At 70.5% G+C, this 21,467-nt stretch carries 15 protein-coding genes; 8 read left to right on the forward strand and 7 right to left on the reverse strand.

Translation table 11 applies throughout. The features are described 5' to 3' along the window. Positions 1-34 precede the first annotated feature (34 nt). Positions 35-1,048 carry a bile acid:sodium symporter family protein gene (locus tag ACIOWN_RS13205; RefSeq protein ID WP_401982373.1) on the reverse strand — a complete coding sequence of 338 codons (1,014 nt, stop codon included), beginning with the start codon at positions 1,046-1,048 and terminating at the stop codon, positions 35-37. 187 nt (positions 1,049-1,235) lie between these two features. Between ACIOWN_RS13205 and ACIOWN_RS13210 the strand changes: the two genes are divergently transcribed. The 4 genes from ACIOWN_RS13210 to ACIOWN_RS13225 all read left to right on the forward strand — a co-directional run bounded on the left by ACIOWN_RS13210 (position 1,236) and on the right by ACIOWN_RS13225 (position 5,948). Then, the gene (locus tag ACIOWN_RS13210) at positions 1,236-2,108 is read left to right on the forward strand and encodes a LysR substrate-binding domain-containing protein (RefSeq protein ID WP_362353701.1); all 873 of its coding nucleotides are present in this window, start codon (positions 1,236-1,238) and stop codon (positions 2,106-2,108) included. A 241-nt stretch (positions 2,109-2,349) separates the two neighbouring features. Next, the gene (locus ACIOWN_RS13215) at positions 2,350-4,176 is read left to right on the forward strand and encodes an AMP-dependent synthetase/ligase (RefSeq protein WP_401982197.1); all 1,827 of its coding nucleotides are present in this window, start codon (positions 2,350-2,352) and stop codon (positions 4,174-4,176) included. Positions 4,177-4,298: 122 nt separating this feature from the next. After that, complete coding sequence (locus tag ACIOWN_RS13220; protein WP_362353697.1) at positions 4,299-5,135, forward strand: aldo/keto reductase; 837 nt, start codon at positions 4,299-4,301, stop codon at positions 5,133-5,135. Positions 5,136-5,252: 117 nt separating this feature from the next. Further along, positions 5,253-5,948, forward strand: a complete 696-nt coding sequence (locus ACIOWN_RS13225; RefSeq protein WP_401982200.1) for a glycoside hydrolase family 75 protein — start codon at positions 5,253-5,255, stop codon at positions 5,946-5,948. Positions 5,949-5,987: 39 nt separating this feature from the next. Here the strand turns inward: ACIOWN_RS13225 and ACIOWN_RS13230 are convergent, their stop codons facing one another. The 3 genes from ACIOWN_RS13230 to ACIOWN_RS13240 all read right to left on the reverse strand — a co-directional run bounded on the left by ACIOWN_RS13230 (position 5,988) and on the right by ACIOWN_RS13240 (position 10,410). Continuing rightward, complete coding sequence (locus tag ACIOWN_RS13230) at positions 5,988-6,908, reverse strand: methyltransferase (RefSeq protein WP_401982203.1); 921 nt, start codon at positions 6,906-6,908, stop codon at positions 5,988-5,990. 224 nt (positions 6,909-7,132) lie between these two features. Further along, positions 7,133-8,845 (reverse strand): glycoside hydrolase family 6 protein, encoded by a 1,713-nt coding sequence (locus ACIOWN_RS13235; protein WP_362353695.1) that lies wholly within the window; start codon positions 8,843-8,845, stop codon positions 7,133-7,135. 89 nt (positions 8,846-8,934) lie between these two features. Further along, a complete protein-coding gene (locus tag ACIOWN_RS13240; RefSeq protein ID WP_362353693.1) occupies positions 8,935-10,410 on the reverse strand; it encodes a cellulose binding domain-containing protein in 1,476 nt (491 codons plus the stop codon). A 296-nt stretch (positions 10,411-10,706) separates the two neighbouring features. Here ACIOWN_RS13240 and ACIOWN_RS13245 point away from each other — a divergent pair, with 296 nt between their 5' ends. Both ACIOWN_RS13245 and ACIOWN_RS13250 read left to right on the forward strand, forming a co-directional pair. Further along, positions 10,707-13,625, forward strand: a complete 2,919-nt coding sequence (locus tag ACIOWN_RS13245) for a glycoside hydrolase family 48 protein (RefSeq protein WP_362353691.1) — start codon at positions 10,707-10,709, stop codon at positions 13,623-13,625. Between the two features lie 153 nt (positions 13,626-13,778). Beyond that, on the forward strand, positions 13,779-16,457 hold the full coding sequence (locus ACIOWN_RS13250) for a cellulose binding domain-containing protein (RefSeq protein ID WP_362353689.1): 2,679 nt from the start codon (positions 13,779-13,781) through the stop codon (positions 16,455-16,457). A gap of 45 nt (positions 16,458-16,502) precedes the next feature. Here ACIOWN_RS13250 and ACIOWN_RS13255 read toward each other — a convergent pair whose 3' ends face one another. Further along, positions 16,503-17,246, reverse strand: coding sequence for a class I SAM-dependent methyltransferase (locus ACIOWN_RS13255; RefSeq protein ID WP_362353687.1), 744 nt, complete (start codon positions 17,244-17,246; stop codon positions 16,503-16,505). A gap of 29 nt (positions 17,247-17,275) precedes the next feature. Then, positions 17,276-17,581, reverse strand: coding sequence for a 4a-hydroxytetrahydrobiopterin dehydratase (locus tag ACIOWN_RS13260; protein WP_362353686.1), 306 nt, complete (start codon positions 17,579-17,581; stop codon positions 17,276-17,278). A gap of 200 nt (positions 17,582-17,781) precedes the next feature. Here ACIOWN_RS13260 and ACIOWN_RS13265 point away from each other — a divergent pair, with 200 nt between their 5' ends. Further along, positions 17,782-18,645, forward strand: coding sequence for a helix-turn-helix transcriptional regulator (locus ACIOWN_RS13265; RefSeq protein ID WP_362353684.1), 864 nt, complete (start codon positions 17,782-17,784; stop codon positions 18,643-18,645). Then, a complete protein-coding gene (locus ACIOWN_RS13270) occupies positions 18,638-19,501 on the forward strand; it encodes a helix-turn-helix transcriptional regulator (protein WP_362353682.1) in 864 nt (287 codons plus the stop codon). Before ACIOWN_RS13265 ends, ACIOWN_RS13270 begins: the two co-directional genes overlap by 8 nt. A gap of 34 nt (positions 19,502-19,535) precedes the next feature. On the opposite strand, the gene dnaK is transcribed toward ACIOWN_RS13270, so the two are convergent. Further along, entirely contained in the window at positions 19,536-21,398 is a 1,863-nt protein-coding gene (dnaK, locus tag ACIOWN_RS13275; protein WP_401982208.1) for a molecular chaperone DnaK, read from the reverse strand. Positions 21,399-21,467: the final 69 nt, after the last annotated feature.

Raw genomic sequence — 21,467 nt, forward strand, 5'->3', positions numbered from 1 at the left:
TCCGAGACCGAGGCAGGTGTCAAAGGGACCGGTGTCAACGGGGCCGGTTCGCCGTGGCGGCCCCGGCGCGCGACGCCGGCGCCTGCCCGGCGGTCCCCTCCCGAACTTCGGGGTCGCGCGCCCGGCGCTTGGCGATCACCGCGCACACCATGAGCTGCATCTGGTGGAAGACCATCAGCGGCAGCACGGCGAGCGAGGCATGGGCGCCGAACAGGACGCTCGCCATGGGCAGCCCGGAGGCCAGCGACTTCTTCGAGCCGGCGAACTGCACGGCGATGCGGTCCTCGCGGGAGAAGCCAAGGGCCCGGGTGCCGTACCAGGTCAGGGCGAGCATCACGGCGAGCAGCAGGGCCTCGACGACCAGGAGGCCGCCGAGCCGCGCGGGACTGACCTGGTGCCAGATGCCGCGCACCATCCCCTCACTGAACGCGGTGTAGACGACGAGCAGGATCGAGCCGCGGTCGACCAGCCCGAGGATCTTCTTGTGCCGGGCGACGAAACCGCCGATCCATGGCCTGAGAAGCTGCCCGGCGACGAACGGCACGAGCAGTTGCAGCACGATCGTGACCAGCGAGTGTCCGGAGAAGCCACCGCCGCCGCTGCCGAGCAGCACGGCCACGAGCAGCGGGGTGAGGATGATGCCGACCAGCGAGGAGAAGGAGCCGGCGCAGATCGCGGCGGGCACGTTGCCGCGGGCGATGGAGGTGAAAGCGATCGACGACTGGATGGTCGACGGGACCAGGGTGAGGAAGAGCAGGCCCTGGTAAAGGGGCTGGTTCAGCAGCACCGGGACGAGGCCGCGGGCGGCGAGCCCGAGCAGCGGGAATATGACGAACGTGCAGGCCAGGACCGTGACATGCAGCCGCCAGTGCTTCAGGCCGTCCAGTGCCTCGCGGGTGGAGAGACGGACGCCGTAGAGGAAGAACAGCAGGGCGATCGCGCCGGTCGAGGCGCCCGAGGCCACATGGGCGGCCGCGCCGCGGGCGGGGAGGAGTGCCGCGATGCCCACCGTCGCCAGCAGCAGGACGATGTACGGATCGATCGGCAGGTTCGTCCGGCGCAGGCGTTTCACGGTGCTCCACTTGCTCGTGCTTTTCGGGTCGGTACGGGCAGCGACGAGCCCGTCGGGACCCCTGATGCTCTCTTCATCGTGCCCCTCACGGCGCTGATCGGGAATCCGTCATACGACTCTGACTGTCATCGCATCTCGTGATGACCGGTGTACGGTGGCCCTCGTGTACGACCCCGCCCAGCTGCGCACCTTCCTCACCGTGGCCCAGACCCTCAGCTTCACGGGAGCCGCCCGGCGGCTCGGGCTGCGTCAGTCGACCGTCAGCCAGCACGTGCGCCGTCTTGAGGACGCGACCGGCAGGCTGCTCTTCGCCCGCGACACCCACTCGGTGGAGCTGACCGAGGACGGCGAGGCCATGCTGGGCTTCGCGCGCCGGATCCTCCAGGTGCACGAGCAGGCGACGGCGTTCTTCACCGGCGCCCGGGTGCGCGGCCGGCTGCGGTTCGGCGCGTCGGAGGACTTCGTGCTGACCCGGCTGCCGGAGGTCCTGGCGGGCTTCCGCTCGGAGCATCCCGAGGTCGACCTGGAGCTGACGGTGGAGCTGTCGGGCATCCTGCACGAGCAGCTCGCCGCCGGAAAGCTGGACCTGGTGCTGGCCAAGCGGCGCCCCGAGGACCCGGCCGGCGACCCGGTCTGGCACGACCGCATGGTCTGGATCGGCGCCGAGCGGCTGCGCCTGGACCCCGACCGGCCGGTGCCGCTCATCGTCTACCCGCCGCCCGGCATCTCCCGCGCCCTCGCCCTGGAGGCCCTGGAGCGCCAGGGCCGGCCGTGGCGCGTCGCCTGCACCAGCGGCAGCCTCAACGGCCTGATCGCCGCCGCCCGAGCGGGCCTGGGCGTGATGGCGCACTCCCGCGGCCTGATCCCGCCGGGCCTGGTGCGCGTCCCGGACCGCGCGGGCCTGCCGGAACTGGGCGGGGTCGACTTCGTCCTCGTCCACGGCCGCCGCCACGACACTCCCCACCACGCGGCCGACGCCCTGGCCACGGCCATCCTCTCCAGCGGCGACCGCCTCCACCGGCACGGCGTCGGCTGAAACGCGCCCCTCCCCGGGCCGGCCCGCCCCGAGGGCCGTAAGCGGGCAGTACAGATTCGGTGGAGAAAACGGCACCGAACCTTACTCATCCGTAAGGAAACCTGTCCGACCCTTCCCCTTGTGAGCGCATTTTCCGGCGTCCGCGGGGGCGCCGGAGGCCTTCGCGGGCCCTGCCGCCCCCGCCGCGCTGGGGTAGCTTTCACGGCGCTGTGCGGAGCGTCACAAGGAACGGGAGCGGGGTTTGCGCGAGTTCACCAGCCCTCCGTCGACGTTGCCACCGCCGGTGGGCGGACTGGCCGACGTCGTCTTCCAGCACGCCCAGGACGACCCGCTCCACATCGCGCTCGGCCGCAAGGACGAGTTCGGCGGATGGCGGGACGTGACCTGCGCCGAGTTCCGCGACGAGGTGCTGGCCCTCGCCAAGGGCCTCCTCGCCCAGGGCATCCGCTTCGGCGACCGCGTCGCGATCATGTCCCGTACCCGTTACGAGTGGACGCTGTTCGACTTCGCGCTGTGGACGATCGGCGCCCAGGTGGTGCCGCTCTACCCCACCTCCTCGGCGGAGCAGTGCTTCTGGACGCTGTACGACGCCGAGGTCACGGCGGCGGTCGTGGAGCACGAGGAGCACGCGATGACGATCGCCACCGTCATCGACCGGCTCCCGCGGCTGCGCCAACTGTGGCAGCTCGACACCGGCATCGTGCCGCGGCTCTACGACGCGGGCGCGCACATCGACGACGCCGTGGTGCACCGGCACCGGGAGGCGGTCACCCCCGACTCGATCGCGACCGTCATCTACACCTCCGGCACCACCGGCCGGCCCAAGGGCTGCGTCCTGTCGCACGGCAACTTCATGTACGAGTCGGACACGGTGATCGAACGCTGGGAACCGGTGTTCCACAGCAGGAAGGGCGACGAGGCGGCGACGCTGCTGTTCCTGCCGCTCGCCCATGTCTTCGGCCGGATGGTGGAGGTCGCCGCGATCCGCGGCAAGGTCCGTTTCGGCCATCAGCCGCAGCTCAGCGCCTCCGCGCTGCTGCCCGACCTCCAGGCGTTCCGGCCGACGTTCATCCTGGCGGTGCCGTACATCTTCGAGAAGGTATTCGGCGCGGCCCGCCGCAAGGCGGAGAAGGAGGGCAGGGACGGGCCGTTCGAGAAGGCCGTCGAGGTCGCCGTGAAGTACGCGGACGCCGTCGAGGCCAAGGCGTGGGGCATCGGCCCGGGCCCCTCGGCCGGCCTGCGGATGCAGCACCAGTTCTTCGACACGTTCGTGTACTCCAAGGTCCGCGCCGCGATGGGCGGCAGGATCCGCAACGCGATGTCCGGCGGCTCGGCGATGGACCGCCGGCTCGGCCTGTTCTTCGCGGGCGCCGGCGTGCAGATCTACGAAGGCTACGGGCTGACCGAGACCACCGCGGCGGCCACCGCCAACCCGCCCGGGCTCACCCGTTACGGCACGGTCGGACAGCCCGTCCCGGGCACCAGCGTGCACATCGCCGACGACGGCGAGATCTGGCTGCGCGGCGGCAACGTCTTCCAGGGCTACCTCAACAACGAGAAGGCCACCGACGAGACTCTGCACGACGGCTGGCTGGCCACCGGCGACCTCGGCTCCCTCGACGAGGACGGCTATCTGACGATCACCGGCCGCAAGAAGGAGATCCTGGTGACCTCCGGCGGCAAGAGCGTGGCGCCGGGGCTGCTGGAGGAGCGGGTGCGCGACCATCCGCTGATCTCCCAGTGCATCGTCGTCGGCAACGACCGCCCCTACGTCGCCGCGCTGGTCACCCTCGACCAGGAGGCCGTCGAGCACTGGCTCATGATGCGCGGGAAACCGCGGATGCCGGCGGGCCGGCTGGTGCACGACCCCGATCTGGAGACCGAGGTCCGCCGTGCGGTGGTCGCCGCCAACACGCTGGTCTCACAGGCGGAGTCGATCCGCACCTTCCGTGTCCTCGCCCAGCCGTTCACCGAGGAGCACGGTCTGCTGACCCCGTCCCTGAAGCTCAAGCGCAAGGCCATCGAGAACGCGTACGCGGCCGAGGTGGAGGCGTTGTACCAGGTCTGAGCGGGGTCCGCACCGCACGGGCCGGTTCCGGCCGGAACGGCCGACCAGGAATGCGGTACGGCCCGTGATCGTTGACGATGGGAGCAGCAACACCGGACGACAAGCGAAGGATCGAGAAGCTAGTGAGCAGCAAGGTCCCCCCGATCATCCTCAACAACGGCGTCGAGATGCCCCAGCTGGGCTTCGGAGTCTGGCAGGTGCCGGACGACGAGGCGGAGCGGGCCGTCGCCACGGCATTGGAGGCCGGGTACCGAAGCATCGACACAGCGGCGATCTACGGCAACGAGGAGGGCACCGGCAAGGCCGTCGCCGCCTCCGGGGTCCCCCGCGAGGAGGTCTTCGTCACCACCAAGGTCTGGAACAGCGAGCACGGGTACGACTCCACGCTGCGTGCCTTCGACGCGTCGCTCGCCAAGCTCGGCCTGGAGTACGTGGACCTGTACCTGATCCACTGGCCGACGCCGGCCCGGGGGAAGTTCGTCGACTCCTACAAGGCGTTCGAGAAGCTGCTCGCCGAAGGGCGCGTCCGGGCGATCGGCACGTCCAACTTCCTTCCCGAGCACCTGGAGCGCCTGATCGCCGAGACCTCGGTGATCCCGGCGGTCAACCAGATCGAACTGCACCCGCACCTCCAGCAGCACGCCGCGCGCGAGTACCACGCGAAGCAGGGCATCGCCACCGAGGCCTGGTCGCCGCTCGGCCAGGGCAAGGGCCTGCTGGAGGTTCCGGCGATCGTGGCGATCGCGCAGAAGCACAACCGCACGCCCGCCCAGATCGTGCTGCGCTGGCACCTCCAGCTCGGCAACATCGTGATCCCGAAGTCGGTGACCCCCTCCCGGATCCGGGAGAACATCGACGTCTTCGGCTTCAGCCTGGACGACGAGGACCTCGGGGCGATCAGCGCCCTGAACGAGGACCGGCGCCTGGGCCCGGACCCGGCGACGTTCGGCGTGGTCTGATCCTCACCTGGCGCGGTGCGTCCCGGTCCGCCGCCCGGCGATTCCGGACGCATCGCGCGTCGTCGCCATCGGGACGCGCCATATGTAAGGAAACTTTCCTGACAGAAGGGTCTCCCCGTGCACATACGAAGACCTCCGCTCGCCGCGGCTCTGAGTGCCGCCCTGCTCGCCACCGGAACGGCACCCGCACACGCCTCCGGCGGCGGGGAACCGCGGCCCACCAGGGAGGGCTCGGTCGGCGCCGCCGAGCTGCTCGCCAAGGTGACGGCCTGCCGGCAGATCTCCCACGGCAAGTACCGCACGGACGAGGGGGCTTTGGCCACGGTCCCGGTGTGCGGCGGGAACGGCGTGGTGTTCTGGAAGGCCGACATGGACATCGACTGCGACGGCGTGCGCACCACCCACTGCAACGAGACCGCCGACCCCTGGTTCCACGACGACACGGCCTTCCACCGGTCCGACGGCCGGCCGCTGGAGGCGGAGTCGCTGCCGTACGTGGTGGTGCCGAGCGCGAGCGCCATCTGGGACTACGCCGCAGCCGGCATCAGGGGTGGCGGCGTGGTGGCCGTGATCCACGGCGACCGGGTCGAGTACGCGGCCGTCGGCGACACCGGCCCCTCGGAGATCATCGGCGAGGCCTCGTACGCCACCGCCAAGGCCCTCGGCATCAACCCGGACCCGGCCACCGGCGGCGTGGACTCCGGAGTGACCTACATCCTGTTCAAGAACTCCCGTGTCTCGCCGATCGAGAGCCACAGCGCGGCGGTCGCCCTGGGCGAGAAGCTGGCGAAGGAGTTCGTCGCCGCCGACTGAGCCGGGGCCCGGCAGCGCGCGTATGCCGGGCCCCATTTCTCAGGCGGCCCGTACCGCCGTGTACACCGTGTACGCCTTGAGCACGAAGAGGTCGCTCCTGCGGTGCACGCTCGCCTCGTCGTCGGGGTCGAGGAGGCGGTCGAGGGTGGCGCGGTCCTCGGCGGCGATGCCGCCCTCCAGGGCCTCGCCGAGGCGGTTCAGCTCGGCGGCGACATAGGCGCGGGCCCGGTCGGAGACCGGCGCGGGCAGGTCGAGCAGGAAGCTGCGGGTGCCGGTCGGCTCGAGGCCCGCGGACGCCAGCAGCGCCGGCCAGTCCTCGGTCTCGGCGACCGAGCCCGGCAGTTCGGCCCGCATGCGCGAGAACCAGTCCTCCTGCACCACGTCGATCCGGGCCTGCAGGCCCGGCCGGCCGATGCCGATGTCACGGGCCAGGAACCGGGCGGGCAGGCCGCCCTCCAGCAGGGCGAGCGTGCCGCCGGGCGCCAGCCGCTCGGCGAACGCGACGAGGGCGGCCCGCTGGTCACCCAGGTGGTGCAGGCTGTTGCCGGCCCACAGCAGATCCGCCGGATACTCCAACTCGTCCAGCACGCCGGGGAGTTCACCGGCGAGCGTGCCGAGGCGGTCGACCAGACCGAGGCGGGCCGCGCGGGCCCGGGCCCGCTCGAGGAGCGGATCGGAGCCGTCCACCGCGACGACCCGCGCGCCCGGGAACGCCTCGGCGAAGAGGCAGGAGACCACACCCGGCCCGCTGCCGGCGTCGACGATCAGGCCGGGCTCGGGCGCCTTCTCCCTCAGCCACGCCATGACCGTCCCGTACAGGGGCGTGAACAGCTCCGCCTGGGACTCGAGGAGCGGAGCCATGACGGCCCAGTCGATGTCGCCCGGACCGTGGCCGTGAGGGCCGTGCCCGCCGGGGTGGGCCTCCTGGTGGTCGTGGTGTGCGTGGGGTAGGTGCGCCATGCGATCAGCCTCTCTCGTCGGTGCGGTCAGCCTGCGCCGACGCACCAGGAGAGGGCCACTCCTGTTGCCGAGGCCGCAAAAGCGACGGCAAAGGAAGGACGGCAAGGAGCCGGACGTGAAGGTACGGCCGGGGGGCAGGTGCCCCCCGGCCGTGGGGAGGAGCCGTCCGCCGGGGCCGGCCGGCAGGGCCGGTCCCGGCGGATCACCGGCTCATGAGCGGGTCACTACAGCGCCGGGTAGGCGTTCTTCATCAGCTCCTGGAACTGGGCGGAGAACCAGTGCCCGGAGACCGGAGCGTTCGGCAGCGCGCCCGACATGCTGTTGTTGTTGCGGGCGTTGCCGCCGTAGGTCGGGTCGCACATGCGGTCGAAGCCCTTGCCCTCGTCGTTCGCGATGGCCGAGCTGGAACCGTCTGACTCCCCCGGGGGCTTCATCCACACGTAGGCGTCGATGCCGGCGGCCGGCGCCGCCTTCGGACGCTCGCCGAGACCGGCTCCCGCCTGGTTGCACCAGTTGCCCGGGTTGATGCGGCGGTCGTAGCGCCCGCCGTCGACGTAGGTGTCCACGCTGGTCTTGGCACCCGGACCGGCGGGACGCGCCGATCCGCCCCAGCCGTTCCTGGAGGTGTCGATCAGCATGCCGATGTTGGAGTTGAAGCCGACGGAGACGAGCTTGTTGCGGAAGGCCTGCGCGAACGACAGCTCGTCGACGTACTGGTTCCAGTCCACCCACTTGGACTGGCGTACCGAGACGCCGTTGACCTGGTCGGTGATCGAGAAGTTGTTCTCCTTCAGGGCACTGTAGTTGGCCGTGTTGGTGATGAAGCCGGCCACGTCGTTGACGGACGCGCCCTCACTGGTGGCCGCCTGCTTGAAGATGTCGGCCGACGGGCCGAAGTTGTCGTCCCAGCCGATCCAGCCGTGGTGCCCGGCGTCGATGTAGTTGTAGACGTTCGGGATCTTGCCGAGCTTGGCCAGTGCGTAGCCGACGCCCTTGATGTAGTTGCCGTTGGCCTTCATGGTGTCGCACTGCGGTGTGGCGGTGGCGCGGCCGCTGGTGTTGGTGACCAGGTTCGGCAGCGAGTCGATCTCGATGGTGGTGACGATCCGCAGCGAGGAGTACTTGGAGTCGCCGAGGATGGCCGCGATCGGGTCGATGAACTGCGTCTTGTACTTGTCGATCTCCGTCGGGCCGAGCTCGCCGTTGGAGGCGAGGGCCGCGCAGTCGCGTCCCGGCAGGTCGTACACGACGACCTGGATGACCTCTTCGCCGGTGCCCTTCTGCTTCAGGGCCTCGTCGAGGTGGGCACGCAGGCCCATGCCGCCGTTCACGCCGTTGATCGCGGCGATGCGGTCGAGCCAGACGCCGGTGGGCTGGTTGGAGACCCTGGTGCCGCCGGGCTCGGCGGCGGCCTTCTTGGACCACTCCGGGTTCACGTACACCTTGGCGCCGACGTACGGGTTGTCGACGCGGCTTCCGTTGCCGGGGTTGCCGCCACCGGGGTCGCCGCCGCCCGGGTCGCCGCCGCCGTTGTCGACGTTGCAGGTGACGCCGTCGAGGCTGAAGGAGGCCGGGATCGCGTTGGTGCCGCTGTAGGTGCCCTGGAAGCCGAAGTTGACGGAACCGCCCGTCGGGAGGCTGGCGTTGTAGGTCTCGTTGGCCGCGGTGACGTTGGCACCGCTCTGGCTGACCTTCGCGTTCCAGGCGCTGGTGACCTTCTGGTTACCGGCGTAGGTCCACTTCAGCGACCAACTCGACTTGGCGGCGCCGTTGTTCTTGACGGTGACGTCGGCGGTGAAGCCGCTGTCCCACTGGTTGACCTTGTAGTCGACGGTACAGGGGACCGCGGCGCTGGCGGGTGCGGCGGTCAGCGCCGTTCCCGTCGCCCCGGCCACCAGTGCCATGGCGGCGAGTATCGATGTTCTGGTGCGGCTCATGAGTGCGACTTGCTCCTTCTGTCGAACCTGATGTGCGGTTACGGGACTTTCGGACAGGGACGTGCGGACTGGGGCTCGCGGAGAGGGGCTCACGGACTGAGGGCGCGCAGATGGTCGCGCAGCCCGGCGCCGAACGCCGTGGGCGTGCCGTCGAAGGCGGAGATCAGGGACGGCCCGGAGGAGCAGTCCCAGGTGTTCCAGGTCCAGCCCAGATAGGACAGGCCACGGTCGTCGAACCACTTCATGACCTGGTCGATGAACCCGTGCGAGCAGGTGTTCTCACCGATCTCCCCGGCCACCAGCGGCACCTGCGCCGCGACCGGGACGAGGGTGGAGTTCCAGCAGCTCGCGCTGGAACAGGTGTTGAAGTTGTAGACGTGGTAGGAGGCGCCCAGATTGCCCGCCGGGTCGCTGGGCCGGTAGGTGAGCCACTGACCGAGGTCGTTGGAGTACGCGAGACCGCCGGCGAGGATGACGTTCTTCGCCCCGGCACCGCGGATCGCGTCGACGAGGCTCTGCATGCCGGCGACCTTGTACCCGATGCCGGGGCAGGTGCCGCCGTCGCGCCAGCACTTCCAGGCGTCCGTGAGGCTGGAGGTCGCCCGGTCCGGATAGGGCTCGTTGAACAGGTCGAAGACCACGGCCTGGTCACCCTTGAAGGTACTGGCGACCGAGGACCAGAACGACGGCGTGTACTGCGCGTCGGGCATCGGCTTCTGGCAGGTGGCGTGCACGTCGGAGCAGCCCGCCGAGTTGCCGGTGTACTGGCCGTAGGTCCAGTGCAGTTCGACGATCGGGGTCATGCCGCGCGCCTCGACGCGGGCCACCAGCTCCTTGACCGCGTTGATGTAGTTGGCACCCGCGTACTCGGGTTTGATGTTGGAAAGACCCAGCCAGCACTCCTCGTTGAGCGGGATACGGACGGCGTTCGCCTTCCAGTCGGCGATCGCCTTGATCGCGGCGTCGTCCACGGGGCCGTCCCAGATGCCGTAGCCCTGGACGCACATGAACTCGCCGCCGGAGCGGTTGACGCCGAGCAGCCGGCGGTTGTTCCCGGCGGCGTCGACCAGCTTGCTGCCGGAGACGTGCAGTGCGGGTGCCTTGCCGTCACCGGTCGGCGGCGGATCCGTCGGTGGTGTGGTCGGGCCCGGGTCGACGTTGCAGGTGGTGCCGTTGAGCTTGAACGTCGTCGGCACGGGGTTGCTCCCCGACTTGGAGCCGAGGAAGCCCGCGCTGACGCTCGCGCCGGTGCCGAGAGAGCCGTTGTAGCTCTCGTTGGCGGCGGTCACCTTCGTACCGGACTGGGACCACTTCGCGTTCCAGCCCTGCGTGACCTTCTGTCCGCCGGCGAAGTCGAAGGTCAGGCTCCAACTGCTCAGCGGAGCCTGGTTGTTGGTGATCCTCACGTCGCCCTGGAAGCCGGCGTCCCACTGACTGGTGACGGTGTACTCCACCGTGCACGCGGGTGCGGCTCCGTGCGCCGTGACCGCAGGTACGACCACGCTCCCGACGAGCGCGACCGCACCGGCGATGCCTAAAAGGACCGAACGCGGGGGGTGTCGCATGAGCGACTCCTTGCAGCTCTGGCGCGCCGTCACGGCCGCGTCGACTGATGGAATCGCTCCCACTGGTTCGAGTGAAGGTAGCGGCAAGTGACGGCGAAGGACAGAGGGTGTGCGAACTTTTGTCGAACTTCCTCAACTCAACGCCCTTTAAAGGCTGTTGGACAGCGTCGAATCTTTTCGACTCTTCAAGGACCTTGACCCCCTGGACACCCGTCCGCACTATGGGAGCGCTCCCACTGGTTCACGGCTTGACGATCCTCCCCCACCTCCCCCGAGCCGCAAGGAGGAACCAGCACATGCATCCCCGACGCAGACGCCGCGGCGTGCGGCGGCTGTGGACCGCCACCGTGGCGGCCCTCGCCCTTCCGCTCACCATGCTGTCGACGGGGTCGACCACCGCGCACGCGGCGGCCCTGCAGTGCAGCGTTGACTACAAGACCAACGACTGGGGCTCCGGCTTCACCGCGGACCTGACCATCACCAACCGCGGCACGGACACCATCAACGGCTGGACCCTCACCTACGGCTACTCGGGCAACCAGAAGCTCAGCAACGGATGGAACGGCATCTGGTCGCAGTCCGGCCAGACGATCACCGTGAAGAACGAGTCGTACAACGGGACCGTCGCCGCCGGCGGCGCCGTGAACACCGGTGCCCAGTTCAGCTACAGCGGCACCAACGCGGCCCCGACGAGCTTCGCGGTCAACGGCACCACCTGCGCCGGCGCGCACCAGCCGCCGGTGACGGTGCTGACCAGCCCGGCCCCCGGCGCGGTCTACACGCAGGGTGCCGCGGTGCCGCTCGCGGCGACCGCAGCGGCGGCCGACAACGCGAGCATCACCAAGGTCGAGTTCTACGACGACACGACGCTGCTGGGGACCGACACCACCGCGCCGTACACGCTCTCCGTCTCGAACCTGACCGCCGGCAGTCATTCCCTGGTGGCGAAGGCCTACGACAGCCTCGGCGCCTCCGCGGCGTCCACGCCGGTCGGCATCACGGTCGCCTCCGGCCCCGCCGTGGTCGTCTCGCCCACCCAGCTGGGCGTCCAGCAGGGCAAGACGGGCACCTTCGACGTCAAGCTGTCGAACCAGCCCAGCGCCAACGTGGTGGTGAGTACCACCCGTACCTCCGGCAACACGGGCCTGTCCGTGACCGGCGGCTCCTCGCTCACCTTCACGCCGTCCAACTGGAACACCGCGCAGAAGGTGACCATCACCGCGGACGCCTCGGGCACCGGCTCGGCGGTCTTCACCGCCTCGGCGACCGGTTACACCAAGGCCACGGTCACCGTGACGGAGCTGGCGGGCTCGAAGGCGTACGACGCCCGCTTCCTGGACCTCTACGGCAAGATCACCAACCCGGCGAACGGGTACTTCTCCCCCGACGGCATCCCCTACCACTCGGTGGAGACGCTGATCGTGGAGGCGCCCGACCACGGTCACGAGACCACGTCGGAGGCGTACAGCTACCTCCTGTGGCTGCAGGCCATGTACGGCAAGGTGACGGGCGACTGGTCGAAGTTCAACGGCGCCTGGGGAATCATGGAGAAGTACATGATCCCCACCCACGCCGACCAGGCGACCAACTCCTTCTACACGGCCTCCAAGCCGGCGACGTACGCGCCCGAGTACGACACGCCCAACGAGTACCCGGCGAAGCTGGACACCGGTGCGTCGGTGGGCTCCGACCCGATCGCGGGTGAGCTGAAGTCCGCGTACGGCACGGACGACATCTACGGCATGCACTGGATCGAGGACGTCGACAACGTCTACGGCTACGGCAACACGCCGGGCGGCCAGTGCGAGGCCGGCCCCACGGCCAAGGGACCGTCGTACATCAACACCTTCCAGCGCGGCCCCGAGGAGTCGGTCTGGGAGACGGTGCCGCAGCCCACCTGCGACGCCTTCAAGTACGGCGGCAAGAACGGCTACCTGGACCTGTTCACCGGAGACTCCTCGTACGCCAAGCAGTGGAAGTTCACCGACGCCCCCGACGCCGACGCGCGTGCCGTCCAAGCCGCGTACTGGGCGGACGTGTGGGCCAAGGCGCAGGGCAAGAGCGCCGATGTGTCGGCCACCGTCGCCAAGGCGGCGAAGATGGGCGACTACCTGCGGTACTCGATGTACGACAAGTACTTCAAGAAGATCGGCAACTGTGTCGGGGCCTCCTCCTGCCCGGCCGGCACCGGCAAGGACGCCTCGCACTACCTGCTCTCCTGGTACTACGCCTGGGGCGGCGCCACCGACTCCTCGGCGGGCTGGGCCTGGCGCATCGGCTCCAGCCACGTCCACGGCGGCTACCAGAACCCGCTCGCGGCGTACGCGCTGAGCAGCAACGCCAACCTGAAGCCCAAGTCGTCGACGGGCGTGGCCGACTGGAGCAAGTCGCTCCAGCGGCAACTGGAGTTCTACCGGTGGCTGCAGTCCTCCGAGGGCGCCATCGCGGGCGGCGCGACCAACAGCTGGCAGGGCCGTTACGCGACTCCGCCGGCCGGCACGCCGACCTTCTACGGCATGTACTACGACTGGCAGCCCGTCTACCACGACCCGCCGTCCAACCAGTGGTTCGGCTTCCAGACCTGGTCGATGGAGCGGGTCGCCGAGTACTACCAGCAGACGGGTGACGCCACCGCCAAGGCGGTGCTCGACAAGTGGGTCAAGTGGGCACTGTCCAAGACCACGGTCAACCCGAACGGCACCTTCCAGATCCCCTCCACCCTCAAGTGGTCGGGGCAACCGGACACCTGGAACGCCTCCTCCCCCGGCGCGAACAACTCGCTGCACGTCACCGTCGCCGACTACACCAACGACGTCGGTGTGGCGGCCTCGTACGCCAAGACCCTGACGTACTACGCCGCCAGGTCCGGTGACGCGAACGCGAAGTCGACGGCGAAGGCGCTGCTGGACGGCATGTGGAACAACAACCAGGACAGCCTGGGCATCGCCGTACCGGAGACCCGCACCGACTACAGCCGCTTCGGCGACAAGGTGTACGTGCCCAGCGGCTGGACCGGCACGATGCCGAACGGCGACAAGATCGACTCCTCGTCGACGTTCAGCTCCATCCGTTCCTTCTACAAGAACGACCCGGCCTGGTCGAAGATCGAGTCCTACCTCAAGGGCGGCGCTGCCCCGGTCTTCACCTACCACCGGTTCTGGGCGCAGGCGGACATCGCGCTCGCCATGGGTTCGTACGCGGAGCTCCTCGAATAAGTCCCCGCTGAACGCTCCGTGTACCGGGGCCCGTCATTCGCCGGCGGGACCCCGACCGGGCGGCTCCCTCACGGGGGGAGCCGCCCGGTCGTCACATCCTCCCCCTCCCCTCCGGCCTCCCGCCTTCCGTCCTCCGTCGAGAGGAGCCCCACCGTGCGAAGAACGCCCCGCACCGGCCGTGTGCTCACAGCCGTGTTCGCCCTCGCCGCCGGACTGCTCGCCGGCGCCCCGTCCGCGGTGGCCCGGCCCGTCGCGCCGGCCACGCTCGCGGCAGACACGTACACCTGGAAGAACGCCCGTATCGACGGGGGCGGCTTCGTCCCCGGCATCGTCTTCAACCGCAGCGAGAAGAACCTGGCCTACGCCCGCACCGACATCGGCGGCGCCTACCGCTGGCAGCAGTCGACGAAGACCTGGACCCCGCTGCTCGACTCCGTCGGCTGGGACGACTGGGGGCACACCGGCGTCGTCTCCCTCGCCTCCGACTCCGCCGCGCCCGACCGGGTGTACGCGGCCGTCGGCACGTACACCAACAGCTGGGACCCGGGCAACGGCGCCGTGCTGCGCTCCACCGACCGGGGCGCGAGCTGGAAGAAGGCCGACCTGCCGTTCAAGCTCGGCGGCAACATGCCCGGCCGCGGGATGGGTGAGCGGCTGGCGATCGACCCGAACAAGAACAGCGTGCTGTACCTGGGCGCGCCCAGCGGCAAGGGCCTGTGGCGGTCGACGGACTCGGGGGCGACCTGGTCGCGGGTCACGAGCTTCACCAACCCGGGCAACTACGCGCAGGACCCGAATGACACGTCCGGCTACGCCAGTGACAACCAGGGCGTCGTCTGGGTCACCTTCGACGAGTCCACCGGCACCTCGGGCAACGCGACGAAGACCATCTACGCCGGGGTCGCCGACAAGGACAACGCGGTGTACCGCTCCACGGACGCGGGCGCGACCTGGCAGCGGCTGCCGGGGCAGCCGACCGGATACCTGGCCCACAAGGGCGTCCTGGACGCGAAGAACGGCTACCTGTACCTCGCCTACAGCGACACGGGCGGACCGTACGACGGTGGCAAGGGCCAGTTGTGGCGGTACGCGACCGCGACCGGCACCTGGACGAACATCAGCCCGGTCGCCGTGGCCGACACCTACTACGGCTTCAGCGGTCTGACGCTCGACCGGCAGCACCCGGGCACGGTGATGGCGACGGCCTACAGCTCCTGGTGGCCGGACACGCAGATCTTCCGCTCCACCGACAGCGGCGCGACCTGGACGCAGGCCTGGGACTACACGTCGTACCCGAACCGCTCCAACCGCTACACGATGGACGTGTCGTCCACGCCCTGGCTGACCTTCGGCACCAACCCCTCACCGCCCGAACAGGCCCCGAAACTCGGGTGGATGACGGAGGCGCTGGAGATCGACCCGTTCGACTCCAACCGGATGATGTACGGCACGGGCGCGACGATCTACGGCACCGAGAACCTCACCAAGTGGGACAGCGGCGGCCAGTTCGCGGTGCGCCCGATGGTGCAGGGCCTCGAGGAGACGGCGGTGAACGACCTGGCCTCCCCGCCCTCCGGAGCACCGCTGCTCAGCGCGCTGGGCGACCTCGGCGGCTTCCGGCACACGGATCTGACGAAGGTCCCGTCGATGATCTTCACATCTCCGGCCTTCACCACGAGCACCAGTCTGGACTTCGCCGAGACCAACCCGAACACGGTGGTGCGGGTCGGCGACACGGACTCGGGCGCGCACATCGCCTTCTCGACCGACAACGGCGCCAACTGGTTCGCCGGCACGGACCCGTCGGGCGTGAGCGGCGGCGGGACGGTCGCGGCCGCCGCGGACGGCAGCCGGTTCGTGTGGAGCCCGGCGGGGACGGGCGTGCGGTACTCGACGGGCTTCGGGTCCTCGTGGTCGGCCTCGGCCGGCATCCCGACGGGCGCCGTCGTGGAATCGGACCGGGTCGACCCGAAGACCTTCTACGGCTTCAAGTCCGGCAAGTTCTATGTGAGTTCGGACGGCGGCGCCACGTTCACCGCCTCGTCGGCCACCGGTCTGCCCAGCGGTGACACCGTGCGCTTCAAGGCCCTGCCGGGCACGAAGGGCGACGTCTGGCTGGCGGGCGGTGCGAGCGACGGCGCGTACGGGCTGTGGCACTCGGTCAACGGGGGCTCGTCCTTCACCAAGCTCGCGGGCGTCGAGCAGGCCGACACCATCGGCTTCGGCAAGGCGGCGAGCGGCGCGTCGTACCAGACGCTGTACACGAGCGCGAAGATCGGCGGGGTGCGGGGCATCTTCCGCTCCACCGACAAGGGCGCGAGCTGGACCCGGATCAACGACGACGCCCACCAGTGGGGCTGGACCGGCGCGGCGATCACGGGCGACCCGCGGGTCTACGGCCGCGTGTACGTCTCGACCAACGGCCGCGGCGTGATCTACGGCGACACCTCCGGCACCGGCGGCGGGGACACGGGCGGAGGTGACCCGGGCGGTGGCACACCGCCGCCGGCCGGTGCCTGCGCGGTGACGTACCAGGTCACCAACCAGTGGACCGACGGCTTCCAGGCCGACGTGCAGCTCACCAACACCGGCTCCACGGCCTGGAACGGCTGGTCGCTCACCTGGTCGTTCCCGAACGGGCAGAAGGTCACCCAGCTGTGGAACGCCGACTACTCCCAGTCGGGCGCCTCGGTGACCGCGCGGAACGTGAGCTGGAACGGCACCGTGGCGGCCGGTTCCTCGGTGGGCTTCGGCTTCACGGGGAGCTGGACGGGGACCAATGGCAGACCGGCCGCCTTCACGGTCGGCGGCCAGAGCTGCAAGGTCTCCTGACGGGGGGAGGGGCGCGTGCCGGACGCGGCACGCGCCCCTTGTGGCTCACTCCCCCTTGCGGAACGCCCTCAGGGTGAAGACCGGGTCCGGGCGGCGGCGGTCCTGGTCGGGCAGGGCCGCCAGCCGCTCGGCGAAGACCTCGGCGAGGGGGGCGCCCGGCGGCAGCGTGACGAACCAGCCGCGGCGCAGGTCGGCGATGGTGCGGCGGGGGCTGCGGCCCTGGTCGCGGCCCGGGAAGAGGGCCTCCCCGGCCGGGACGAGACCGTGCGCGGCGGCGTACTCGGTGACCAGGCCGGCGTCGTCGCGGGCCGGGCTGCGGGGCCGCGAGGCGAGGACGGCGTCGATGTCGCTGCCGACGTTGTGCGCGGCGGCCTTGCCGACCGTGGTGACGTACACCCCGCCGGGCCGGAGCACCCGGGCGCACTCGGCGACCATCGCCCGCGCCTCCCCGGGGCCGGGCGCCAGGTGCAGCAGCCACACACTCGTGACGGCGTCGAACCGCCCGTCCGGGAAGGGCAGGCTGCGGCTGTCGGCGAGCACGACGGCGCCGGGCAGCCGTGCCCCGGCGTGCCGGGCCATCGCGGGCGCCCGGTCGACGCCGGTCACCCGCAGGCCGGGGCGGGCGGCGGCGAGGCGGCGGGTCACGATGCCGGTGCCGCAGCCCACGTCGAGCAGTTCGCGCGTCCGTTGCGGTAAGAGCCCGAGGACCGCCTCCGCCGCGGCCTCCGCTCTCGGCTCGCCGCCGCGCGAGGCGTCGTAGCGCTCGGCTTCCTCGTCGTAGTCCAGCACGCGGATCCCCCTCCCCGTCCGGGCGCGGCTCAGCTCGCGCCGTGTCCCGCTGCCAGGTCCTGAACCCGGCGGGCGAGTTCGAAGTCCTTCTCGGTGACGGCGCCGCCCGCGCTGTGGGTGTGCACGGCGAGCGAGATCGTGTTGTAGCCCAGGGTGAGGTCGGAGTGGTGGTCGAGTTCCTCCTGCACCTGGGCGATGTGCACGACCATCGCCACCGCCGCGAAGTGCGAGCCGAGCCGGAAGGAACGGGTGAGGCGGTCCCCCTCGACGGACCAGCCGGGCAGCTCGGCCAACCGGTCCTCGACCTCCTTGTGCGACAGCGGTGCGACGGGCATGGGACCGGCTCCCTTCCTGGACTTCTCCTGGACTTCCGCCGGGACCTCCGCCGGGTCTCGCGCTCCTGTTCAGACTGCCACAGGAGGGCCGCCGCGTCCCCGGGACGGAGCAGGCCCTCGGTTCTGCCGGCCCCGCACGCGGCCGGGGACGGCGGCCCGCGACTCGGTCGTACGCCCTGTCCTCGACTACGGTCGTGCGTATGGCCCTTGTCGCGTCCGGCACCACCGCGTCCCCCGCCGCCTCCGCAGCCGGGGGCGTGGGCCCGCTGCTGCGGTCCTGGCGGGAGCGGCGGCGGATCAGTCAGCTCGAACTGGCGCTGCGCGCCGACTCCTCGTCCCGGCACATCAGCTTCGTCGAGACCGGGCGGTCGCGGCCGAGCGAGGAGATGGTGCTGCGCCTCGCGGAGCACCTGGAGGTGCCGGTGCGGGAGCGCAACGCCCTGCTGGTGGCCGCCGGTTACGCGCCCAGGTTCCGGCAGACTCCGCTGGACGACCCGGCGCTGGGTCCGCTGCGCGAGGGCCTGGAGCGGCTGATCCGGGGGTACGAGCCGTATCCGGCGCTGGTGGTCGACGCGACGTACGACGTGGTGAGCGCGAACCGGGGCGTCGCGATGCTCCTGGAGGGCGTCCCGGAGCGGCTGCTCGCCCCGCCGCTGAACGCGATGCGGCTGACCCTGCACCCGGAGGGTCTGGCGCCGCGCATCCGCAATCTGCGCGAGTGGCGCGGGCATCTGCTGGCCCAGATGGAGCGGCAGCTCGGGCTGCACCGCTCGGCCGCGCTGCGCGAGCTGTACGAGGAGGTGGCGGCCTACCCGGTGCCGCGCGGCGGCGCGCGGGAGGCGGCCCGGGCTCCCGGGGAGGTGCCGTACTTCGCACTGCCGATGCGGATCGAGCACGACGGGCGGGTGCTGTCGTTCGTCTCCTCCATCTCCACCTTCAACACGCCCATGGACGTGACGGTGGCGGAACTGGCGATCGAGACGTTCCTGCCCGCCGATCCGGCCACCGTCGAGTACCTTCACTCGTCGTGGGCGGGAGAGAGCCGGGAGGCAGGGCGTGAGTGAGCGGCGGGCCGCGCCCACCGTGGGCCAGGTGGTGCTCGGCAGAAGACTCCAGGAACTGCGGGAGAAGGCCGGGCTGGGACGCGAGGAGGCCGCGCGCGTCCTGCGGGTGGCGCCCGCGACCGTACGGCGGATGGAGACGGCCGAGGTCGCGCTGAAGATCCCGTACGTGCAGATGCTGCTGACCGCCTACGGGGTGGGCGACGAGGCGGCGGCCGCGTTCGTCGCACTGGCCGAGGAGGCCAACGCGCCGGGCTGGTGGCAGCGGTTCCACGACGTGCTGCCGGAGTGGTTCAGCCTGTATGTGAGCCTGGAGGGCGCCGCCCGGCTGATCCGCTCCTACGAGCCGCACTTCGTGCCGGGGCTGCTCCAGACGGAGGGCTACGCGCGTGCGGTGCTGGAGGCGGGGACCGTCGGTCAGCGCCGGCCCGACGCGGTCGAGCGGCACGTGTCGCTGCGGATGGCCCGGCAGCGGCTGCTGGAGCGGGCCGATCCGCCGCACCTGTGGGTGATCGTCGACGAGACGGTGCTGCGGCGGCCGGTGAGTGACCGCCCCGAGGTGATGCGCGACCAGCTCGACAAGCTGCTCCGGTACACCGAGCGGGACCGGGTGACGGTGCAGGTCGCCGAGTTCACGCGGGGGCCGCACGCGGGGACGTACGCGCCGTTCTCGCTGTTCCGCTTCGCCGAACCGGAGCTGCCCGACCTGGTCTACACCGAGTACCTGACCGGCGCCCTGTACCTGGACTCGCGCCCGGAGATCTCCGCGCACCTGGAGGTACTGGACCGTATGACGGCGGCCGCCGCCACCGCCGAGCAGACCCGCGAGCTGCTGCGGAAGTACCGCGAGAACCTCTGAGCCCGCCCGGCGGCCGACAATCCGACGCGGCCGGCTAGGCGGCGCCGCCCTTCGTGTCGCGTTCGTCGTCGACGATCTCCGCGTCCACCACCGTGTCCTCGTCGGGCGGCGGCTGCTGCTGTCCGGTGCCCTCGGCGCCGCTCTGCTGGGCCTGGGCGTACATCGCCTGGCCCATCCGCTGGCTGACCGAGGCCAGTTTGTCGATGGCCGTGCGCAGCGCGGGGGTCTCCGCCTGCTGCTCCAGGAGCGCCTTCACCTCGGCGGCTGCGGCCTCGACCTCCGACTTGGTGTCGGCGGGGACGCGGTCGCCGTTGTCGCGGAGGAAGTTCTCCGTCTGGTAGACGAGCTGCTCGGCCTGGTTGCGGGTCTCGGCGGTCTCCCGGCGCCTGCGGTCCTCCTCGGCGTACTGCTCGGCCTCCCGCATCATGCGGTCGATGTCGTCCTTGGGCAGCGCCGAGCCGCCGGTCACGGTCATCTTCTGCTCGCGGCCGGTGGCGAGGTCCTTGGCCGAGACGTGCATGATCCCGTTGGCGTCGATGTCGAAGGCGACCTCGATCTGCGGCACCCCGCGCGGGGCGGGCGGCAGACCGGTGAGGTCGAAGACGCCGAGCTTCTTGTTGTACGCGGCGATCTCGCGTTCGCCCTGGTAGACCTGGATGCCGACCGAGGGCTGGTTGTCGGTGGCGGTGGTGAAGATCTCCGAACGCCGGGTCGGGATCGTGGTGTTGCGCTCGATGAGCTTGGTCATGATGCCGCCCTTGGTCTCGATGCCGAGGGACAGCGGGGTGACGTCGAGGAGGAGGACGTCCTTGACGTCGCCGCGGATCACGCCCGCCTGGAGGGCGGCGCCCACGGCCACCACCTCGTCGGGGTTGACGCCCTTGTGCGGGTCCTTGCCGGTCAGCTCCCGTACCAGGTCGGTCACGGCCGGCATCCGGGTGGAGCCGCCGACGAGGATCACGTGGTCGACGGCCGAGAGCTTGATGCCCGCGTCCTTGACGGCCTGGTGGAAGGGGGTGCGGCAGCGGTCGAGGAGATCGGCGGTGAGTTCCTGGAACTGGGCGCGGGTCAGCTTCTCGTCCATGTGCAGCGGGCCCTCGGCGGAGGCCGTGATGTAGGGCAGGTTGATCGTCGTCTCCGTGGAGGACGACAGTTCGATCTTGGCCTTCTCGGCGGCCTCGCGCAGCCGCTGCACCGCCATCTTGTCGTTGCCGAGGTCGACGCCGTACTGGCCCTTGAACCGCTTGACCAGGTGCTCGACGACCCGCTGGTCCCAGTCGTCGCCGCCGAGGTGGGTGTCGCCGTTGGTGGCCTTGACCTCGATGACACCGTCGCCGATCTCCAGCAGGGAGACGTCGAAGGTGCCGCCGCCGAGGTCGAAGACGAGCACGGTCTGCTCCTCGCCGCGGTCCAGGCCGTAGGCGAGCGCGGCGGCCGTCGGCTCGTTGATGATCCTGAGGACCTTCAGGCCGGCGATCTCCCCGGCCTCCTTCGTCGCCTGCCGCTGGGAGTCGTCGAAGTACGCGGGCACGGTGATCACCGCGTCCGTGACGTCCTCGCCGAGGTAGGACTCCGCGTCCCGCTTCAGCTTCTGCAGGACGCGCGCGGACAGCTCCTGCGCCGTGAAGCGGGTGCCGTCGACGGAGCCCTTGTCCGGGAAGCGCCAGTTCGCGTCCCCCATGTGCCGCTTGACCGAGCGTGCGGTGCGCTCCACGTTCGTCACCGCCTGCCGCTTGGCCACCTCGCCGACGAGCACCTCGCCGTTCTTGGCGAACGCCACGACCGACGGCGTGGTGCGCGCGCCCTCGGCGTTGGCTACGACGGTGGGCTCACCGCCTTCCAGCAGCGCCACCACCGAGTTCGTCGTCCCGAGATCGATCCCGACCGCACGTGCCATCTTCGTCCCCTTCCGGGCGCCTCCTGCTCTCCAGCTCAGAACTCGAGTGCCCTGTTGTCAATGCCGCGT

The organism is Streptomyces sp. NPDC087787, from assembly GCF_044743035.1.
Taxonomy (GTDB): Bacteria; Actinomycetota; Actinomycetes; order Streptomycetales; family Streptomycetaceae; genus Streptomyces.

Coding starts and splice junctions, on each gene's coding strand:
- ACIOWN_RS13230 (WP_401982203.1), bottom strand. CDS start 6,908: ATGGCGCACCTACCCCACGCACACCACGACCACCAGGAGGCCCACCCC.
- ACIOWN_RS13235 (WP_362353695.1), bottom strand. CDS start 8,845: ATGAGCCGCACCAGAACATCGATACTCGCCGCCATGGCACTGGTGGCC.
- ACIOWN_RS13240 (WP_362353693.1), bottom strand. CDS start 10,410: ATGCGACACCCCCCGCGTTCGGTCCTTTTAGGCATCGCCGGTGCGGTC.
- ACIOWN_RS13245 (WP_362353691.1), top strand. CDS start 10,707: ATGCATCCCCGACGCAGACGCCGCGGCGTGCGGCGGCTGTGGACCGCC.
- ACIOWN_RS13260 (WP_362353686.1), bottom strand. CDS start 17,581: ATGCCCGTCGCACCGCTGTCGCACAAGGAGGTCGAGGACCGGTTGGCC.
- ACIOWN_RS13265 (WP_362353684.1), top strand. CDS start 17,782: ATGGCCCTTGTCGCGTCCGGCACCACCGCGTCCCCCGCCGCCTCCGCA.
- dnaK (WP_401982208.1), bottom strand. CDS start 21,398: ATGGCACGTGCGGTCGGGATCGATCTCGGGACGACGAACTCGGTGGTG.